A 16,554-nucleotide genomic window follows, 5' to 3' on the forward strand; every position below is an offset into this window, starting at 1 on the left:
CGCCGCGCGGCCAGGTCGGCGCGGGCCAGGGTCCCCGGGCCGCGCTGCCCGGCGCGGGCCCGAACGGCGGTCGTCCCGGTGCGCCGGGCGGCCCGCGCGGCCCCCAGGGTCCGCAGCAGGGCGGCCGGCAGAACGGCGGGGCCTTCGGCGGCCAGGACGCGTTCGGCAACCAGCAGGAATCCTTCGGTGGCCAGGACGCCTTCGGCAACCGCGGCCCGGTTCCGCCGCAGCGCACCGCGAACCCCTCCGACCAGGGCCGTCAGCCGCAGCTGCCGCCGCGCGGCGGTCCGCGGGCCGAACTGCCCGGCGGCAACCCGCAGGCGGGCCGGCCCAGCTGGAGCGACGACAACGCCCAGCCGCCGGTCTCCCGTGCCTCGCTGGACGCCCCGCGCGGCCACGACGAGCAGGACCAGGGCCACACCGCGCCGATGCCCCGCGTCGACGACCGGCACGACCTCGGCGCCACCTCGCAGATGCCGGCCATCCCGCAGGGCCCGTCGGCGACCGGTGAGTTCCCGCGCCCGGACTTCAACGTCCCGGGCGGCAACCAGAACACCGGCTCGTACCCCCGCCCCGGGCTGAACGGCCAGCAGGACACCGGTTCCTTCCCGCGTCCGAACGTGAACGGCCAGCAGGACCAAGGGCAGCAGTTCGTCCGCTCCGACGTCTTCGGCACCCCGTCCGCGCAGCCCGGCGGTCCCCAGAACACCGGCCAGTTCGCCGCTCCGCAGGCCTACGACAACGGCTCCACGGGCCAGTTCGCCACCCCGTCCTTCGACGGCGGCGCCACCGGCCAGCACTCGCTGCCCGGCCGCCAGAACGGCTACCCGGGCAACGGCCAGAACGGCAACGGCCAGCACGGCACGGGGCAGTTCGAGCGTCCGGGGACCAACGGCCGCGGTGCGGACTTCGGCGCCGCACAGCGCCCGCCGATGCCGCCCGCGCCGCCGGCCCGCCAGGAGCCGGAGGCGCTGCCGCCGGCCAGCGGCCCCGGTGACGGTCGTACCCCGCTGTACGACACGCTGGAGACCAACTGGTTCCACGGCGGCCAGCAGGACCAGCACCCGCAGAGCAACGGCTCGCACAACGGCACGCCGGCAGGCAACGGCTCCGCGCCGCTCCCGCCCGCGCCCGTACAGCCGCCGGCCCCCGCGGCCGCGGCCCCCCAGCGTTCCGCGACCAGCTCCTGGCGCCCTTCGCCCAACGACGATCTCGTCCGTCAGGCGGAGCGCGTACGGCAGCCGGCCGCGGGCGGTGTCACCACCTCCGGGCTGCCGCGGCGAGTGCCCCGGGCGAACCTCGTACCGGGTACCGCACAGCAGCAGCAACAGCACCAAGCAGGTCCGCAGGTCTCGCGTTCGCCTGATGACGTCCGCGGCCGGCTGACCAATCTCCGTCGGGGTATCGCGCAGGGCAGGCAGGCCGCACCCGGCCAGCAGACCGGCAGCTTCCCGAACCCCACTCACCAGCAGGAGCGTTAGTTGAGTCCGATGAGCCAGGCGGCACAGAACCTGAACTGGTTGATCACCAACTTCGTGGACAACACCCCCGGTGTGTCCCACACCGTCGTCGTGTCCGCCGACGGTCTCCTTCTGGCGATGTCCGAAGGCTTCCCCCGCGACCGTGCCGACCAGCTCGCGGCCGTCGCGTCCGGGCTCACCTCGCTGACCGCCGGGGCCTCCCGGATCTTCGAGGGCGGCAACGTGGCGCAGACGGTCGTCGAGATGGAACGCGGCTTCCTGTTCCTGATGTCCGTCTCCGACGGCTCGTCCCTCGCGGTCCTGGCCCACCCGGAGTGCGACATCGGCCTCGTCGGCTACGAGATGGCACTGCTGGTCGACCGCGCGGGCGCGGTGCTCACGCCCGACCTGCGCGCCGAACTGCAAGGCAGTCTGCTCCACTGACAGCCTGGATCCAACCCACCTCACCAAATCACCGTCCGGCCGCCACAATCCCCCCACCGGCCACGTCCGACGGCACGACTGACCGACTTGCTGTCCCGCCCGGAGGAACGATGACCCCGCCCACCGCCTCTCATGATCCGTACGCGGAGCCGTACGGGGACGAGGGCGACCAGCCGCTGGTACGTCCTTACGCGATGACCGGCGGCCGGACCCGGCCGCGCTACCAGCTCGCCATCGAGGCGCTGATCAGCACGACGGCCGACCCGGCAGCGCTCATGGGGCTGCTCCCGGAGCACCAGCGCATCTGCCACCTGTGCCGTGAGGTGAAGTCGGTGGCCGAGGTGTCGGCTCTGCTCGCCATGCCGCTGGGTGTGGCCCGGATCCTGGTGGCCGACCTCGCCGAGGCCGGCCTGGTCGCCATCCACCAGCCGGGCGGCGACGAGAACAACGGCGGCGCTCCGGACGTGACGCTGCTCGAAAGGGTGCTCAGTGGACTTCGCAAGCTCTGACGGAGGCCGGGCCACCACCTCCGCGAAGATCGTGGTGGCGGGCGGCTTCGGCGTCGGCAAGACCACGTTCGTGGGAGCGGTCTCCGAGATCAACCCGCTGCGCACGGAGGCCGTGATGACGTCCGCCTCGGCGGGCATCGACGACCTGACCCACACCGGGGACAAGACCACCACCACGGTGGCCATGGACTTCGGCCGTATCACGCTCGACCAGGACCTGATCCTGTACCTGTTCGGCACGCCCGGCCAGGACCGGTTCTGGTTCATGTGGGACGACCTGGTGCGGGGCGCCATCGGCGCCGTCGTGCTCGTGGACACCCGCCGGCTCGCGGACTGCTTCCCGGCGGTGGACTACTTCGAGAACAGCGGTCTGCCGTTCGTCATCGCGCTCAACGGCTTCGACGGGCACCAGCCCTACACGCCCGAAGAGGTGCGCGAGGCGCTGCAGATCGGGCCGGACGCGCCGATCATCACGACCGACGCCCGGCACCGGTCGGACGCGAAGAGCGCGCTCATCACGCTGGTCGAGCACGCCCTCATGGCACGGCTGCGGTAGCGGCCGGGTCGTACTCAAATCCGTCGTCATGTACGGCAGTTGTCGTAACAAAACCGGAGCCGGCTGTGGCCTTTGACACGGTCGGCTCCGGTGTTCATAACGTTTCGGCAGAGGAATCCGGTGGTATCGCCACGCGTCGTTGTCACGCGGTACCGCTGCGCTCACAACGGCCCCGCCTTTTGGCGGGGCTCGCTCTTTATGACCGTTTTATCTGGGGCTTACATCAGCGTACTCCGGCGGTTTCCACTGTTTGGAAGAGCGCCGGGCCCCGTGCTGGAATGCCTGAACTGCCCAATAGTCAAAGACGTACTGAGTAGTGGTCTGTGACACACCGGGCTCTGAGAGACTGCGGCACGACGACAGGTGCCCGCCGCCGAGAGGTTGTTGGTCGAGTGAGGCGAAGCAAGAACGGTCCCGAGCCGTCGGCACGGGGCAACTTCACCCCGCCGCCGCGCGCTGCGGCGCCCACCCCTGTGCCAGCCGCGGAACCACCGGCCGCGCCCGCGAAGAGCGGCGGCCGTTTCTCCCCGCGGAACTGGCGTGTGCCGACCAGGCTGAACGCGATCCTGCTCATACCCGTGGCGGTCGGCCTGGTCATGGGCGGCTTCCAGGTGAAGAGCTCCATCGACACCTGGCAGGAGGCCCGGGACGCGGAGAACACCGCGCGCCTGGTCCGCGCCGCCCTCAGCTATGCCGACGCCCTCTACAACGAGCGTGACGTCAGCGCGGCACCGATCCTGCTGAACAAGAACAAGCAGGTCGTCACCCAGGCTCGGGCGCAGACCGACAAGGCCGCGGACGCTTTCGACGCCGCCGCGCAGAACATGCCGAGCAAGCCGGGCCTGGAGCGCCGGCTGAAGCTGTTCCGCGAGGCCGAGCCGAAACTCACCAACCTCCGCACCCTGGGGTACACCACCAAGCTCACCGGTGTGCAGACCGAAGAGGGCTACGTCGAGGTCGCCCACCCCCTGATGGAGTTCGCCAACGAACTCGGTCTGGGCACCGGAAACATCACCTCCTACGGCCGTACCGTCTACGCCATCTCGCTCACCAAGGCGGCGCTGTCGCTGGAGCGGTCGATCGGCATGCAGCTGCTGCTCAAGCCGGGACCGGACGCCGGCAACCTGGCCTCCCAGCGGGTCGCCCTCTCCTCGTACGCCTACCTGGAGGGCATCGCCGTCGAGGAGTACGTCGGCGGTGGCACCGAGGCGGACGCGCAGAAGCTGACCGACCTCACCAAGAAGATCAAGTCCGACGGCGCGGCCCTGGTCCAGCAGGCCAAGGCCAAGGACCCGAACTACGTGGCCCCGCCCTCCGGCGACACCGCGATGGTCACGGCGCTGGCGACGCTGAAGGACACCGACACGTCCACCCGTCAGGCGCTGGCCGCCAAGGGCGTCACCGCCGACAACTGGTGGACGGTCAACACCCTCAAGTACAGCGCCTACCGCACCATCGAGTCGGACATGGCCGACAAGGCGGTGGAGGAGGCCTCCGGCATCGCCGACGACGCCAAGACCTCGGCGTTCATCACCGGTGCCGCGGTCGTGGTCGCCCTGCTCGCCGCGTTCATCCTGGCCGGCATGGTGGCCCGCCAGATGTCCCGCTCGATGCGCCAGCTGCGCAACGCCGCCTTCGGCATCGCCGAGCAGCGGCTGCCGATGCTGGTCGACCAGCTCTCCCGGACCGACCCCGGCCGGGTCGACACCCGGGTGGCGCCGATCCCTATCACCTCGACCGACGAGATCGGCGAAGTCGCCCGCGCCTTCGACCAGGTCCACCGCGAGGCCGTCCGGCTCGCCGCCGAGCAGGCCCTGCTGCGGGGCAACATCAACGCGATCTTCACCAACCTGTCGCGCCGCAACCAGTCGCTGATCGAGGGCCAGCTGACCCTGATCACCGACCTGGAGAACAACGAGGCCGACCCGGACCAGCTGGAGAACCTCTTCCGGCTGGACCACCTCGCGACCCGTATGCGCCGCAACGGCGAGAACCTCCTGGTCCTCGCCGGCGAGGAGCCCGGCCGCCGCTGGGACCAGCCGGTCCCGCTGGTCGACGTGCTGCGCGCCGCCTCCTCCGAGGTGGAGCAGTACGAGCGCATCGAGCTGTCCGGCGTCCCGGAGGCCGAGATCCACGGCCGTGCCGTGACCGACCTCGTGCACCTGCTCGCCGAGCTCCTGGAGAACGCGACGACGTTCTCCTCCCCGCAGACCAAGGTCCGCGTCACCGCGACCCGTCTTCCCGACGGCCGCGTCATGATCGAGATCCACGACAAGGGCATCGGCCTCACCGCCGAGGACTTCGCGGACATCAACCACAAGCTGGCCAACCCGCCGACCGTGGACGCCGCGATCTCCCAGCGCATGGGTCTGTTCGTGGTCGGCCGGCTGTCCGACCGGCACGGCATCCGGGTCCAGCTGCGGCCCTCCGGCGAACAGGCGGGCACCACCTCGCTGGTCATGCTGCCGGACGCGATCACGCACGGCGGTGGCGGCGAACAGCAGCTGGACCGCGATGAGTTCACGGTCTCGCAGATCATCCCGGAGCAGCAGTTCCGGGGGGAGAGCTTCCAGCAGCCGCAGCTCCAGCCGATGCGCACCGCGGCCGAGCTCGGCTTCGACGACAGCCGCTACGTGGACGTCCCCGACGACATCCGCGACCTGGACCCGGTCGGCCGCTCCCTGATGCGTGAGGAGCGCCGTGCGGCCCTGGAGGCCCAGGCGCAGCCCCCGCAGGGCGCACAGCTCCCGGGAGCCCCCCAGGAGACCGCTGAGATCCCGGCGTACACCGACGAGTTCGACAGCGGCCGACACGGTCGACAGGATTACGACAACGGCGGTACGGGCTTCCAGGAGCAGCCCACGGGCTACGACGCGCAGCCGTCGTACCAGGAGCAGCCGCAGGGCACGTACGACGAGCAGTTCTACGCGCCGAACGGCCTGCCGCAGCGGGACCAGTTCTCCACCGAGACGTTCCCGGCCGGCGGCGGCTACCCCGAGCCCACGTATCCGGAGCCGGTCCAGGAGGAGCCCGCGGCCGCGCAGGCCGCCGCCCCCGAGGCCTTCCCGGCCTTCGGTGAGCAGCCCTACCAGGACGACTGGCCGCAGCAGGACAGTTACCAGAACGGCTACCCGGCCCAGTACGCTCCCGAAACGGAGTCGGCGCAGGCCGGTGACGTGGAGTCGCGGAACCGCGTAGGCTTCGACCGTCCGGGCACGGCCCCCACCGCCGGTCACCAGCTGACCGACGCCGGGCTGCCCCGCCGGGGCCCCCTCGGCGGCGGTTCCGCCGGCGGCAGCTCGAACGGCACGGGCCCCGCACGGCACGCTCCGGCACCGGCGGCCCCGGCCGCGGAGCCGAGCACCGACAACAGCTGGCGTTCCCAGAACGACGAACGCTGGCAGCAGGCCTCGCAACTGCGCAAGCCCAAGGCGGGCGGGGTCACCTCCTCCGGCCTGCCGCGGCGGGTACCCAAGGCCAACCTGGTCGAGGGAGCCGCCGAGAGCACCCCCCAAGGAGGCCCACAGGTCTCCCGTGCCCCGGAGGACATCCGGGGCAGGCTGAGCAACCTGCGTCGCGGCGTCGAGCGCGGACGCAACGCAGGCAGTGAAACGAACGGCCAGGGCTTCGGTCCTGACAGCACCTACAACCAGGAGCGTTAGTGTGAGCCCGATGAGCCAGGCGGCACAGAACCTGAACTGGTTGATCACCAACTTCGTGGACAACACCCCGGGGGTGTCCCACACCGTGGTGGTCTCCGCCGACGGACTCCTTCTGGCGATGTCCGAAGGCTTCCCCCGCGACCGTGCCGACCAGCTCGCGGCCGTCGCCTCCGGTCTGACGTCCCTGACGGCAGGCGCCTCCCGGATCTTCGAGGGCGGCAGCGTGAATCAGACGGTTGTGGAGATGGAGCGGGGATTCCTCTTCATCATGTCCGTTTCCGATGGTTCCTCGCTGGCCGTCCTGGCCCACCCGGAGGCCGACATCGGCCTGATTGGGTACGAGATGGCCCTTTTGGTGGACCGCGCGGGCACGGTACTTACCCCGGATCTGCGTGCGGAACTCCAGGGAAGCCTTCTCAACTAATAGTCAGACGGTGCGTTTTGGCGTCCCGGGGCCGTAAGGTTTCGGGACGCGGCTCCACAAGGTTGGGTGCCCGGCACGGTCGGAGGAGGAGAGAAAGTGGCAACACCCCCAGGCGGTTCTAATAACGGCAACTGGTCGTACGGGCCTGCGCAGGGCCAGGGCGACGGTTCCGGGAACCGGTACAACTTCCCCTCCACGCCCAGCCACCGGCAGCCGTACGCGCCGCAGGGCCCCGGCCCCTCGCCGTACGACCAGCCGCCGGCGCCGCGCATCCAGCCGGTGCAGCCGCAGCGCCGCCCCGATTCGGCCCCGGCCTCGGGGTCGAACAACCCCTTGGTGCGTCCGTACGCCATGACCGGTGGCCGGACCCGCCCGCGGTACCAGCTCGCCATCGAGGCGCTGGTGCACACCACCGCGCAGCCGCACCAGATGCAGGGCCAGCTGCCCGAGCATCAGCGGATCTGCAACCTCTGCCGGGAGATCAAGTCGGTGGCCGAAGTCTCGGCCCTGCTGACGATCCCACTCGGCGTGGCCAGGATCCTCGTCGCCGACTTGGCGGAGGCGGGCCTGGTCGCCATCCATCAGCCCGGCGGCGACGAGAACGCCGGCGGCCAGCCAGACGTGACACTGCTCGAAAGGGTGCTCAGTGGACTTCGCAAGCTCTAGCGGCGGTCCTTCCCGCTCCACCACCTCCGCGAAGATCGTGGTGGCGGGCGGCTTCGGCGTGGGCAAGACCACGTTCGTCGGTGCCGTCTCGGAGATCAACCCGCTGCGCACAGAGGCCGTGATGACGTCCGCGTCTGCCGGCATCGACGACCTCACCCACACCGGGGACAAGACGACCACCACGGTCGCCATGGACTTCGGCCGTATCACCCTGGACCAGGACCTGATCCTGTACCTGTTCGGCACGCCCGGCCAGGACCGCTTCTGGTTCATGTGGGACGACCTGGTACGCGGCGCCATCGGCGCGATCGTGCTGGTCGACACCCGCCGTCTCGCCGACTGCTTCCCGGCGGTCGACTACTTCGAGAACTCGGGCCTGCCGTTCGTCATCGCCCTCAACGGCTTCGACGGCAACCAGCCCTACAACCCCGAAGAGGTCCGCGAGGCGCTGCAGATCGGCCCGGACACGCCGATCATCACGACGGACGCGAGGCATCGTGCCGATGCGAAGAGCGCTCTGATCACCCTCGTGGAGCACGCGCTGATGGCTCGGCTGCGGTAGTTCCGGCAACCGGACTGCCACGACCGGTCGTTCGCCGACCGCGGGCGGATCGTGGCTTGTCGCGCAGTTCCTCCCCCAGCCTTCGGCCGGGGGTACCCCCAGCGCCCCTTCGGGGGCGCATACCTGGGCCCCTTCCTGTGAAGGGGCCCGAGCTTTTTGCCGCGGCCGCAGCGCAGGCAACTCTCTTTCCCGCCGCGACGGCGCTGAGCCACGACGGCGGCGTCCGGCGGTGCCGAACCGGCCCGGCGGTCCTTGGCACACACAGGAGAAGGGCCCCTCTTCAGGCAAGAGGGGCCCTTCTCCTACGTACTGTCGGTCAGGCGGCGCAGCCTAGCCGTGCCAGCTGTGCGGGGCGCGGAAGCCGTTCTCGCGCTCCAGGCGGCGCCAGCCGGCCTTGGCGCGGCCTCGGTGGGTCTGCTCGGTGTCGGCGGTCGGCCGGGCGGCCGCGCGGGCCAGGAGAACCGCCGTGATGGCGGCGACTTCCTCCGGGTCGGCGTTGCCCTTCTCGACGCGGATGTCAGGCACGTTCATGGGTGTCAGTCTCCGTGAGAGAGGTTTCCGCAGGATTACTGCGGGGGGTTGCCGTGCTTACGGGACGGCAGGTCGGCGTGCTTGGTGTGCAGCATCGCGAGCGACCTGGCGAGCACCTCGCGCGTCTCGGCCGGGTCGATGACGTCGTCGACCAGGCCGCGCTCGGCCGCGTAGTAGGGGTGCATGAGCTCGGCCTTGTACTCCTTGACCATCTTCTGCCGCATGGCCTCGGGGTCCTCGGCGGAGGCGATCTGCCGGCGGAAGATCACGTTGGCCGCACCCTCGGCGCCCATGACCGCGATCTCGTTCGTCGGCCAGGCGTACGTCAGGTCGGCACCGATCGACTGGGAGTCCATGACGATGTAGGCACCTCCGTACGCCTTGCGCAGGATCAGGGAGATCCGGGGGACGGTCGCGTTGCAGTAGGCGTAGAGCAGTTTGGCGCCGTGCCGGATGATCCCGCCGTGCTCCTGGTCGACGCCGGGGAGGAAGCCCGGTACGTCCAGGAAGGTGACGATCGGAACATTGAAAGCGTCACACATCTGGACAAAGCGCGCAGCTTTTTCGCTCGCCTCGATGTCCAGGACGCCCGCGAGGACCTGCGGCTGGTTGGCGACGATGCCGACGACCTGGCCGTCGATGCGGGCGAGCGCGCAGATGATGTTCCGCGCCCAGCGCTCGTGGACCTCCAGGTACTCGCCGTCGTCAACGATCTCCTCGATGACCTTGGCCATGTCGTACGGCCGGTTGCCGTCGGCCGGCACCAGGTCCAGGAGGACGTCGCTGCGGCGGTCGAGGGGGTCCGTGGACTCGACGCGCGGCGGGTTCTCACGGTTGTTCTGCGGGAGGAGCGACAGGAGGTAGCGGACCTCCGCGATGCAGGTCTCCTCGTCGTCGTAGGCGAAGTGGCAGACGCCGGAGGTCTCCGCGTGGACGTCGGCGCCGCCGAGCCCGTTCTGGGTGATCTCCTCGCCGGTGACGGCCTTGACGACGTCCGGTCCCGTGATGAACATCTGCGAGGTCTCGCGGACCATGAAGACGAAGTCGGTGAGGGCGGGGCTGTAGGCCGCGCCGCCCGCGCACGGGCCGAGCATCACGGAGATCTGCGGGATGACCCCGGAGGCCTTGGTGTTGCGCTGGAAGATGCCGCCGTACCCGGCGAGGGCCGAGACGCCCTCCTGGATACGGGCGCCGGCGCCGTCGTTCAGCGACACCAGCGGAGCACCGGCCGCGATGGCCATGTCCATGATCTTGTGGATCTTGGTGGCGTGGGCCTCGCCCAGCGCGCCGCCGAAGATCCGGAAGTCATGGGCGTAGACGAAGACCGTACGGCCGTCGACCGTGCCCCAGCCGGTGATGACACCGTCGGTGTAGGGCTTCTTGGCCTCCAGGCCGAACCCGACCGCGCGGTGCCGGCGCAGCTGCTCGACCTCCTGGAAGGAACCCGGGTCCAGGAGCAGCTCGATGCGCTCCCGGGCCGTCAGCTTGCCCTTGGCGTGCTGCGCCTCGGTCGCCTTCTCGCTGGGTCCGGCCACGGCCACCGCACGGATCTCGTGCAGCTCGGCGACCCGCCCGCGCGCGTCCGTCGGTTCGCCGGTGGGCTCGCCCGTCGTCTCTTCCAAAACGGTCATGTAGTGACCTTACGAAGGACACCAAGGAATCCGAGACGTCGACTCCGTACAGTCTCCGGCGCGTTTTCCTGGAAGCACTGAACAGAACCAGAACGGCATGCAGCCGTTCCGACTGCTCAGAGGGCCTCACCGTTGTAGGGGTGACACAAAGAGGTCGGCCGAGAGACGCCTCACATTCGCAGGCGGTCCATACCCTCCCCGGAGTGACGGACCACTCCGACAGACCCTAACCGCACTCGCGCCACCCCGTCCCGTCGTGGTGCCGCGCGCCCCATGGAGCACTACGCTGCGTAATGAGCGCGACACTTCGGCGGATGATGTTGAAGGTTGAACGGAATAGGTCTACGGTGGGCTCCGTTGAGTTCGTTGAATGTTCAACATCAACGCCCCGCGTCTTCGGCATCACCGCTTCGGAGCCGCGACCGTCCCCTTAAGGAGCACCCCATGGGCATCTTCGGCCGCAAGAACGACGACACCACCACGGCCGGCACCGGCGCCGACCTGGCCGCGCTGACCGGCGACTACACCATCGACCCGGCGCACAGCACGCTCGGCTTCGTGGCGCGCCACGCGATGGTCACCAACGTCAAGGGCAGCTTCCAGGAGTTCGAGGGCACCCTGCACCTCGACGGTTCGGACCCCGCGAAGTCCACCGCCTCCCTGGACATCCAGATGGCCAGCATCACCACGGGCAGCCCCGACCGTGACGGCCACCTGAAGTCGGCCGACTTCTTCAAGACCGACGAGTTCCCGACGATGACCTTCCGGTCCACCAAGGCGGAGGCCCTGGGCGACGAGGACTACCGCATCACCGGTGACCTCACGATCCTCGGTGTCACCAAGCCGGTCACCATCGACCTGGAGTTCAACGGCGCCGCCAAGGACCCGTTCGGCAACGAGCGTGTCGGTTTCGAGGGCAAGGCCGAGATCAAGCGCTCCGACTGGGGCGTGACCTGGAACGCGGCGCTGGAGACCGGTGGCGTCCTCGTCTCCGACAAGATCAAGCTGAACTTCGACATCTCGGCGATCAAGAGCGCGTGACCCGAGGGCGCGGAACCGCCGGAAGCGCCCGCGGCTTCCGCGCGCGCCCGCCCTCCGCTCGCCACCGCCCGTAGCGCCCGCCCTCCGCTGTCCCGCACGGAGGCCGGGCGCTCGGCCAATGCGGTCATGGCGACACCGTAGGGCGGGCACAGGCCGGAAACCGTCCTAGTAGTCGGTGGTCGGGTACCAGTCCCCGCGCCCTCGCGGTGTCAGGTCGAGCAGGTGCCAGACGGGCGTCAGCAGATCGATGCCGCGCTCCCGGATGTCGTCGGCCATGCGCGGGTGGGCGGAGTAGGCGTGCCGGACCGTGCCGTCGTCCTCGCGGGTGAAGACGGAGACCGTGGAGTCCTGCTCGCCCTCCTCGTCCTCGCTGCCCAGGTCGTACTTGAACGTACTGTCGCCGCAGCTGAGCAGCCGGAGCCGGTGCCAGCCGCGCTCGCGGGCGTACCGCCGGAGGGCGGACGGGTCGGCGGCCGCGGCGATGACGAAGTCCGCGGTGCGGGCCACGTGGTGGGCGATGCCGTTGTAGCCGTCGATCCACATCGTGCACATCGGACAGGGGCTGGTCTGGAGCTTGCCGTACATGAAGTGGTAGACGATCAGCGGGCGTCCGGGAGCGGTGAACAACGCGCCGAGGGGGACCTCCCGCACCGGCGCGTCACCGGCGTCGAGGTCGTCGGGGCCCGCGAGAAACACGTAGTCGTCGACGGCCGGCCCCGGCGGCAGCGCCCTGCGCCGGGCCGCGACCTCCTCGCGGTGCCGCATGAGCTCGATCTCGGCCAGCCGCAGCGCCTCACGGGCCCCGGCATACTCCGCGGACTCCCCGACCAGCCTCGTCTGCCGCACCATCGCGTCCTCCTGGGTGGGGTGGGACCCTCCCGGCCCTTTGAAGTCTAGGAGGGTCACCTGGCTCACTCACCTCGGTGGAGCCGCCAGGCCGACCGGCACGGCCTCTCCCCGGTCGCCCGCGGTCAGTCCGGGCAGCCACGTCGTATCCCGTATCGCGATCGGCCCGGTGTGGTTGGCTGCTGAGGTGACTCAGGACCTGGAGATCGTCGCGTTCGCGTCCGCCGAGGCGTTCGAGGCATGGCTCGGTGAGAACCACGCCGTCTCGCCCGGCATCTGGCTCAAGCTCCGCAAGAAGGGGCCCGGAACCGTCGTCGCGCTGGACTACGCCCAGGCGCTCGACGTGGCACTCTGCTACGGCTGGATCGACGGCCAGAAGGCCAAGGTCGACGAGCAGTGGTGGGCCCAGCGGTTCACGCCGCGCACGCCGCGCAGCAAGTGGTCCAAGATCAACCGGGACAAGGTGGCCGCTCTGATCGAGCAGGGCCGGATGCGGCCGCCGGGGCAGGCCGAGATCGACCGCGCCAAGGCGGACGGCCGATGGGAGGCGGCCTACGACGGTGCGAGGACCGCCACGGTGCCGGACGACCTCGCGGCGGCCCTGACCGCCGCCCCGGGCGCGGCGGCGTTCTTCGAGACACTGGACCGGCAGAACCGCTACGCGATCCTGTACCGGATCCAGGACGCCAAGAAGGCCGAGACCCGGGCACGCCGGATCGAGAAGTTCGTGGCGATGCTGGCGAAGGGCGAGAAGCCGCACCCGTAGCCAGGGCGGCGACTGCGTCGAGGTGGCCGCCGGACTCGCCTGCGTCCACATCCGTGACTCGAAGAACCCCGGTGGCCCGATACTCACCGTCTCCCCCTCCAGTTGGAGTGAGTTCCTTGACCGCGTCCCCCGCGACTGAGCAGATCGACTGGGTCCTCATCACCTCGTACGAGAACGTGCCGGGGCGCCCTCGCCCCTTCGTCGCCCTCTGCGCTTGACTACGTGAACGCGGCGTCGACTGGATGCCGTTCGCGGAAGCGGAACTCCGGTGGGACCTCGCGTGCCGGCGTGAGGCCGACGGGCACTGGCGCGGATGGATCAGCCTGTCGGTCGACGCCCGTGCGCTGTGGCGGCTCGGTCTGCACCCGGATCAGCCGTCGTCCGCCGTCGACGGCCCTTCCCCGCCCGCCTGGTGGCATGCCGCCGGGCTGCGTCACGCCTCCGCGTGTTGCTGAGTCCGCGCCGGGCTGCGCGCGCCGGGTGCGGTGCGTTTCCGGACCGGCAGCAGCCACCAGGCCGAGGCCACCGACAGGACGGCTCCCACCGCGATGCCCTCCAGGCGGACCGGCAGCAGGTGCTGTGCGTTCTGGCCGAAGTAGCCGAGGAGCAGGGAGAGGACGCAGGTCATGCCGGCGGCCCAGTAGGCGTAGTTGAGGGGGCGCAGCCAGAGGGCGACCGCGAGGACCGTGAACATCAGGGCCACGGCCGTGTGGCCCGTGATGCCGGCGGCCGCCACGCCCGCCGCCAGGAGGGTGCCGACGCAGGCGCCGGCCAACCGCTCGATTCCCTTGCGCAGTACGTCAGTTCGGCCGCGGTTCCCGCTCGCGGCGACGTACGCGGTCAGTACGACCCAGGGCCAGTGGTCGTCGAAGAGCAGGTCGCCGAGGGCGAAGGCGACGGCGATTCCGGCCGCCATCTGCAGGGCCATACGGGTGCTGGGGCGGGGGTGGAGGCGGGAGCGGCGCGCGGGCGGAGCGGGGGCCGGGTCGGGACGCCAGGGGCCGAAGCGGTCCGCCAGCCCCTGCACCAGCCACACCGTGCCGCACGCCAGCGCCCCGATCAGCGCCGACCAGCCCCAGGTCACCAGCCCGTCCTGGGCCTCGGGCGGCAGCGCCGGGCCGGGCACGACGAGCAGGGCGACCAGGGGCAGGGCGATCAGTGTGCCGGCCTTGGTGGCGGCGGGACCGTAGCGGCGGATCCAGATGGCCAGGGCCATGCCGGCCGTGTAGACGGCGGCGCCGATCGCGTAGTGGGAGGCGATCAGACGGCCGACGAAGATCGACGCGCCCGCCGTCACCGGCAGCAGTGCCAGCGCGGTGAGCCGGCGCCTGGTGTCCGCGGTGCGCTGGCTGCCGGCGAGGGTCAGGGTCAGGGCGCAGGCGAGGACGAGCACGTCGGTGTGCAGCCCCACTGCGCCCTCCAACAGCAGGGCCGCGGACCAGCTCAGCAGGAGCGCGGTCATCGTCAGCACCGCTTCGTACGCATTGCGTATCAGTTTGGCGGTCACGGTGAGCATAATATGAGGTAGTGAGCATCTGAGTCATCAGCGTTCGCTTACTATATGCCGTATGGATCATGCTCTTCCCGACGTCGACCGCGCTCTCTCCGACGCCGCCCGCATCCGCCGCGCACTGGTCCGGCTGAGCCGGCGGCTCCGGCGGGAACGCGGGGACGGGAGTCTCAGCTCCAACCAGCTCGTCGTCCTCGGCCATCTGCACCGGCACGGCCGTGCCACACCCGGCGAGATCTCGGCGGCCGAACGGCAGCGGCCGCAGTCGCTCACCCGGGTCTTCGCCGAGCTGGAGGCGGAGGGGCTCGTCCGGCGGGAGGCGGGGACCGTCGACCGGCGGCAGTCCGTGCTGAGCCTCACCGAGGACGGGCGGCGGGCGCTGGAGGCCGACATGGCCCAGCGGGACGCCTGGCTCGCCGAGGCGTTGCGGTCGCTCGGCGAGACCGAGCGGGGGGTGCTGCTGCTCGCCGCCTCGGTGATGGAGCGGCTGGGGGACGCCCCGTAGGTCAGAAACCGCCGCCGAAGTCCCCGCTGTCCCCGCCCCCGCCGCCGAAGTCGCCGCCCCCGCCGCCGAAGTCGCCGCCTCCCCCGCCGAAGTCGCCGAAGTCCCCGGGGTCGAAGTCCGCGCCCGAGACGTCGCCGCCCTGGTAGCCGCCGGTGTCGAAGCCGCCGAAGTCGCCGTAGCCGGTGCCGTAGTCGGCAGCGTAGGCGGGCGCGGACATCCAGCCGCCCAGGGCCGTGCCGATGAGGAGGCCGGGGAGGATGCCGCCGCCGAAGTAGCCGCCCGCCCAGGGACCGTAGGCCGGGCCCGCGTCCCAGTACGGGCGGCGGCCGCGGTCGGTGTCGACCTCGCGGATCACCGGGTCCCGGCCGTCGGCCAGCCGGGTGGCGTCGGCCGCGCAGACCGGCACCTCACGGGGCGCGCCGCCGGGCGGGGTCCAGGCGGCGTCCGTGACCGAGGGGCCGTGCCGGGGGTCGAAGAAGCACGGCGGACGGCGTTCCGGGAGCGGGCTTCCGGTGCGGCGGGCGGCCAGCAGGGCGAGCGAGAACCGTCCGTCCTCCAGCGCCTCGGTGACCGCGCGGACGTCCTCGGGGCCCCGGGCGTCGGCCATGGCGGACTTCGCCCGGTCGTAGGCGTTCAGGGCGCGTTCGTAGTCGGCGCGCATCGCGTCGTCGGCGCCGGACTCGGCCGGATGGAAGTCGAGCCGGTCCAGTTCCTCGCCGAACGCGGTGATGTCCTCGTCCACGACCACCCGGAGCCGGTCCAGTGCGGCCCGCCGCTCCTCCTCGTGGCGTCGGCGGTTGCGCCGGACCAGGGCGTACGCGCCGGCTCCGCCGGCCACCACCACCGCTCCGAGCGCGATCAGTGCCGTACTGGAGATCCCGGAGCCGTCCGTGGCGCCGCCGCCCCAGGACGAGGGTGCCCTGCCGCCCATGTTGGCCAGCGCGCGGTCGGTGAAGTCGGTCAGCTGGGCCCCGGTGGTCTCGCCCTGGACGCTGGTGACCAGGTTCTGCACGGCCGTGCGGGGCAGGACGGCGGCGTCGGCGCGGGCGTCGAAGCGGTCGCCGAGCCGCACGGCGTACAGGCCGGTGATCCCGGTGGCGGTGCGCAGGTCGGTGAAGAGGTTCCGGGTGGGGTAGCCGGCCGGCAGGACGGCGATGAACAGCGGTCTGTCCGCGTCCTTGATCCGACGGGCCAGGGTGTCGGCCTCGGCCGTGGACAGCTGGGCGGCGGCCGCCGGGTCGACGTACACCGGGCTCCTGCGCAGGGCGTCGGCGATCGTCGAGACGCCGGTGGCCGCCGTGGCCTGCGGGGCGCCCACGGTCACCGCGAGCAGCGCCAGCACGGCCAGCAGCAGCGCCGGGAGGCTTCGGGTCCGTCGCACGGCCATCATGCTTCGCACGGCCTTCATGCTTCGAAATTACCCGAAGCCTCCCTTCGCGGA

Annotated in this window: 16 protein-coding genes and 1 pseudogene; 12 read left to right on the plus strand and 5 right to left on the minus strand. The window is 70.9% G+C overall.

The features are described 5' to 3' along the window. From MB828_RS13735 to MB828_RS13770, 8 genes and pseudogenes are all read left to right on the plus strand, one after another. Positions 1-1,481 (plus strand): annotated as a pseudogene (locus MB828_RS13735) (nitrate- and nitrite sensing domain-containing protein); the annotation flags it as partial. A gap of 9 nt (positions 1,482-1,490) precedes the next feature. Further along, positions 1,491-1,904, plus strand: a complete 414-nt coding sequence (locus MB828_RS13740) for a roadblock/LC7 domain-containing protein (protein ID WP_003973453.1) — start codon at positions 1,491-1,493, stop codon at positions 1,902-1,904. A 110-nt stretch (positions 1,905-2,014) separates the two neighbouring features. Continuing rightward, entirely contained in the window at positions 2,015-2,413 is a 399-nt protein-coding gene (locus MB828_RS13745) for a DUF742 domain-containing protein (protein ID WP_019058642.1), read from the plus strand. Then, a complete protein-coding gene (locus MB828_RS13750) occupies positions 2,394-2,969 on the plus strand; it encodes a GTP-binding protein (protein ID WP_055520027.1) in 576 nt (191 codons plus the stop codon). The genes MB828_RS13745 and MB828_RS13750 overlap by 20 nt, the downstream gene beginning before the upstream one ends. Before the next feature lie 392 nt (positions 2,970-3,361). Then, positions 3,362-6,631, plus strand: a complete 3,270-nt coding sequence (locus tag MB828_RS13755; RefSeq protein WP_301648389.1) for a sensor histidine kinase — start codon at positions 3,362-3,364, stop codon at positions 6,629-6,631. 10 nt (positions 6,632-6,641) lie between these two features. Continuing rightward, complete coding sequence (locus MB828_RS13760; protein WP_005479603.1) at positions 6,642-7,055, plus strand: roadblock/LC7 domain-containing protein; 414 nt, start codon at positions 6,642-6,644, stop codon at positions 7,053-7,055. A 96-nt stretch (positions 7,056-7,151) separates the two neighbouring features. Beyond that, positions 7,152-7,721, plus strand: coding sequence for a DUF742 domain-containing protein (locus MB828_RS13765; protein ID WP_133027259.1), 570 nt, complete (start codon positions 7,152-7,154; stop codon positions 7,719-7,721). Then, positions 7,702-8,283 carry a GTP-binding protein gene (locus tag MB828_RS13770; RefSeq protein ID WP_046729246.1) on the plus strand — a complete coding sequence of 194 codons (582 nt, stop codon included), beginning with the start codon at positions 7,702-7,704 and terminating at the stop codon, positions 8,281-8,283. Before MB828_RS13765 ends, MB828_RS13770 begins: the two co-directional genes overlap by 20 nt. A 330-nt stretch (positions 8,284-8,613) precedes the next feature. On the opposite strand, the gene MB828_RS13775 is transcribed toward MB828_RS13770, so the two are convergent. Next, positions 8,614-8,814, minus strand: a complete 201-nt coding sequence (locus MB828_RS13775; RefSeq protein ID WP_046729245.1) for an acyl-CoA carboxylase subunit epsilon — start codon at positions 8,812-8,814, stop codon at positions 8,614-8,616. Between the two features lie 35 nt (positions 8,815-8,849). Next, complete coding sequence (locus tag MB828_RS13780; protein ID WP_046729244.1) at positions 8,850-10,445, minus strand: acyl-CoA carboxylase subunit beta; 1,596 nt, start codon at positions 10,443-10,445, stop codon at positions 8,850-8,852. Positions 10,446-10,889: 444 nt separating this feature from the next. Here MB828_RS13780 and MB828_RS13785 point away from each other — a divergent pair, with 444 nt between their 5' ends. Further along, on the plus strand, positions 10,890-11,486 hold the full coding sequence (locus MB828_RS13785) for a YceI family protein (RefSeq protein ID WP_133027258.1): 597 nt from the start codon (positions 10,890-10,892) through the stop codon (positions 11,484-11,486). Positions 11,487-11,651: 165 nt separating this feature from the next. Here MB828_RS13785 and MB828_RS13790 read toward each other — a convergent pair whose 3' ends face one another. Next, complete coding sequence (locus MB828_RS13790) at positions 11,652-12,335, minus strand: DUF899 family protein (RefSeq protein WP_301648390.1); 684 nt, start codon at positions 12,333-12,335, stop codon at positions 11,652-11,654. Between the two features lie 166 nt (positions 12,336-12,501). Between MB828_RS13790 and MB828_RS13795 the strand changes: the two genes are divergently transcribed. Beyond that, positions 12,502-13,098: a YdeI/OmpD-associated family protein gene (locus MB828_RS13795; protein ID WP_301648391.1), complete on the plus strand. Its 597-nt coding sequence runs from the start codon at positions 12,502-12,504 to the stop codon at positions 13,096-13,098. 22 nt (positions 13,099-13,120) lie between these two features. After that, a complete protein-coding gene (locus tag MB828_RS13800) occupies positions 13,121-13,237 on the plus strand; it encodes a DUF397 domain-containing protein (RefSeq protein WP_301648392.1) in 117 nt (38 codons plus the stop codon). A 294-nt stretch (positions 13,238-13,531) separates the two neighbouring features. On the opposite strand, the gene MB828_RS13810 is transcribed toward MB828_RS13800, so the two are convergent. Next, positions 13,532-14,605 (minus strand): FUSC family protein, encoded by a 1,074-nt coding sequence (locus MB828_RS13810; protein ID WP_301648394.1) that lies wholly within the window; start codon positions 14,603-14,605, stop codon positions 13,532-13,534. 61 nt (positions 14,606-14,666) lie between these two features. Between MB828_RS13810 and MB828_RS13815 the strand changes: the two genes are divergently transcribed. Continuing rightward, complete coding sequence (locus tag MB828_RS13815) at positions 14,667-15,113, plus strand: MarR family winged helix-turn-helix transcriptional regulator (protein ID WP_301648395.1); 447 nt, start codon at positions 14,667-14,669, stop codon at positions 15,111-15,113. A 1-nt stretch (position 15,114) separates the two neighbouring features. Here the strand turns inward: MB828_RS13815 and MB828_RS13820 are convergent, their stop codons facing one another. Continuing rightward, entirely contained in the window at positions 15,115-16,521 is a 1,407-nt protein-coding gene (locus MB828_RS13820) for a hypothetical protein (RefSeq protein ID WP_301648396.1), read from the minus strand. Positions 16,522-16,554 lie beyond the last annotated feature (33 nt).

This window comes from Streptomyces arenae (assembly GCF_022343545.1).
GTDB lineage: Bacteria > Actinomycetota > Actinomycetes > Streptomycetales > Streptomycetaceae > Streptomyces > Streptomyces humi.

Bases quoted from the DNA above. Each gene is read 5' to 3' on its own strand.
- MB828_RS13740 (WP_003973453.1), top strand. From the start codon at position 1,491: ATGAGCCAGGCGGCACAGAACCTGAACTGGTTGATCACCAACTTCGTG.
- MB828_RS13745 (WP_019058642.1), top strand. From the start codon at position 2,015: ATGACCCCGCCCACCGCCTCTCATGATCCGTACGCGGAGCCGTACGGG.
- MB828_RS13760 (WP_005479603.1), top strand. From the start codon at position 6,642: ATGAGCCAGGCGGCACAGAACCTGAACTGGTTGATCACCAACTTCGTG.
- MB828_RS13775 (WP_046729245.1), bottom strand. From the start codon at position 8,814: ATGAACGTGCCTGACATCCGCGTCGAGAAGGGCAACGCCGACCCGGAG.
- MB828_RS13780 (WP_046729244.1), bottom strand. From the start codon at position 10,445: ATGACCGTTTTGGAAGAGACGACGGGCGAGCCCACCGGCGAACCGACG.
- MB828_RS13785 (WP_133027258.1), top strand. From the start codon at position 10,890: ATGGGCATCTTCGGCCGCAAGAACGACGACACCACCACGGCCGGCACC.
- MB828_RS13790 (WP_301648390.1), bottom strand. From the start codon at position 12,335: ATGGTGCGGCAGACGAGGCTGGTCGGGGAGTCCGCGGAGTATGCCGGG.
- MB828_RS13815 (WP_301648395.1), top strand. From the start codon at position 14,667: ATGGATCATGCTCTTCCCGACGTCGACCGCGCTCTCTCCGACGCCGCC.
- MB828_RS13820 (WP_301648396.1), bottom strand. From the start codon at position 16,521: ATGAAGGCCGTGCGAAGCATGATGGCCGTGCGACGGACCCGAAGCCTC.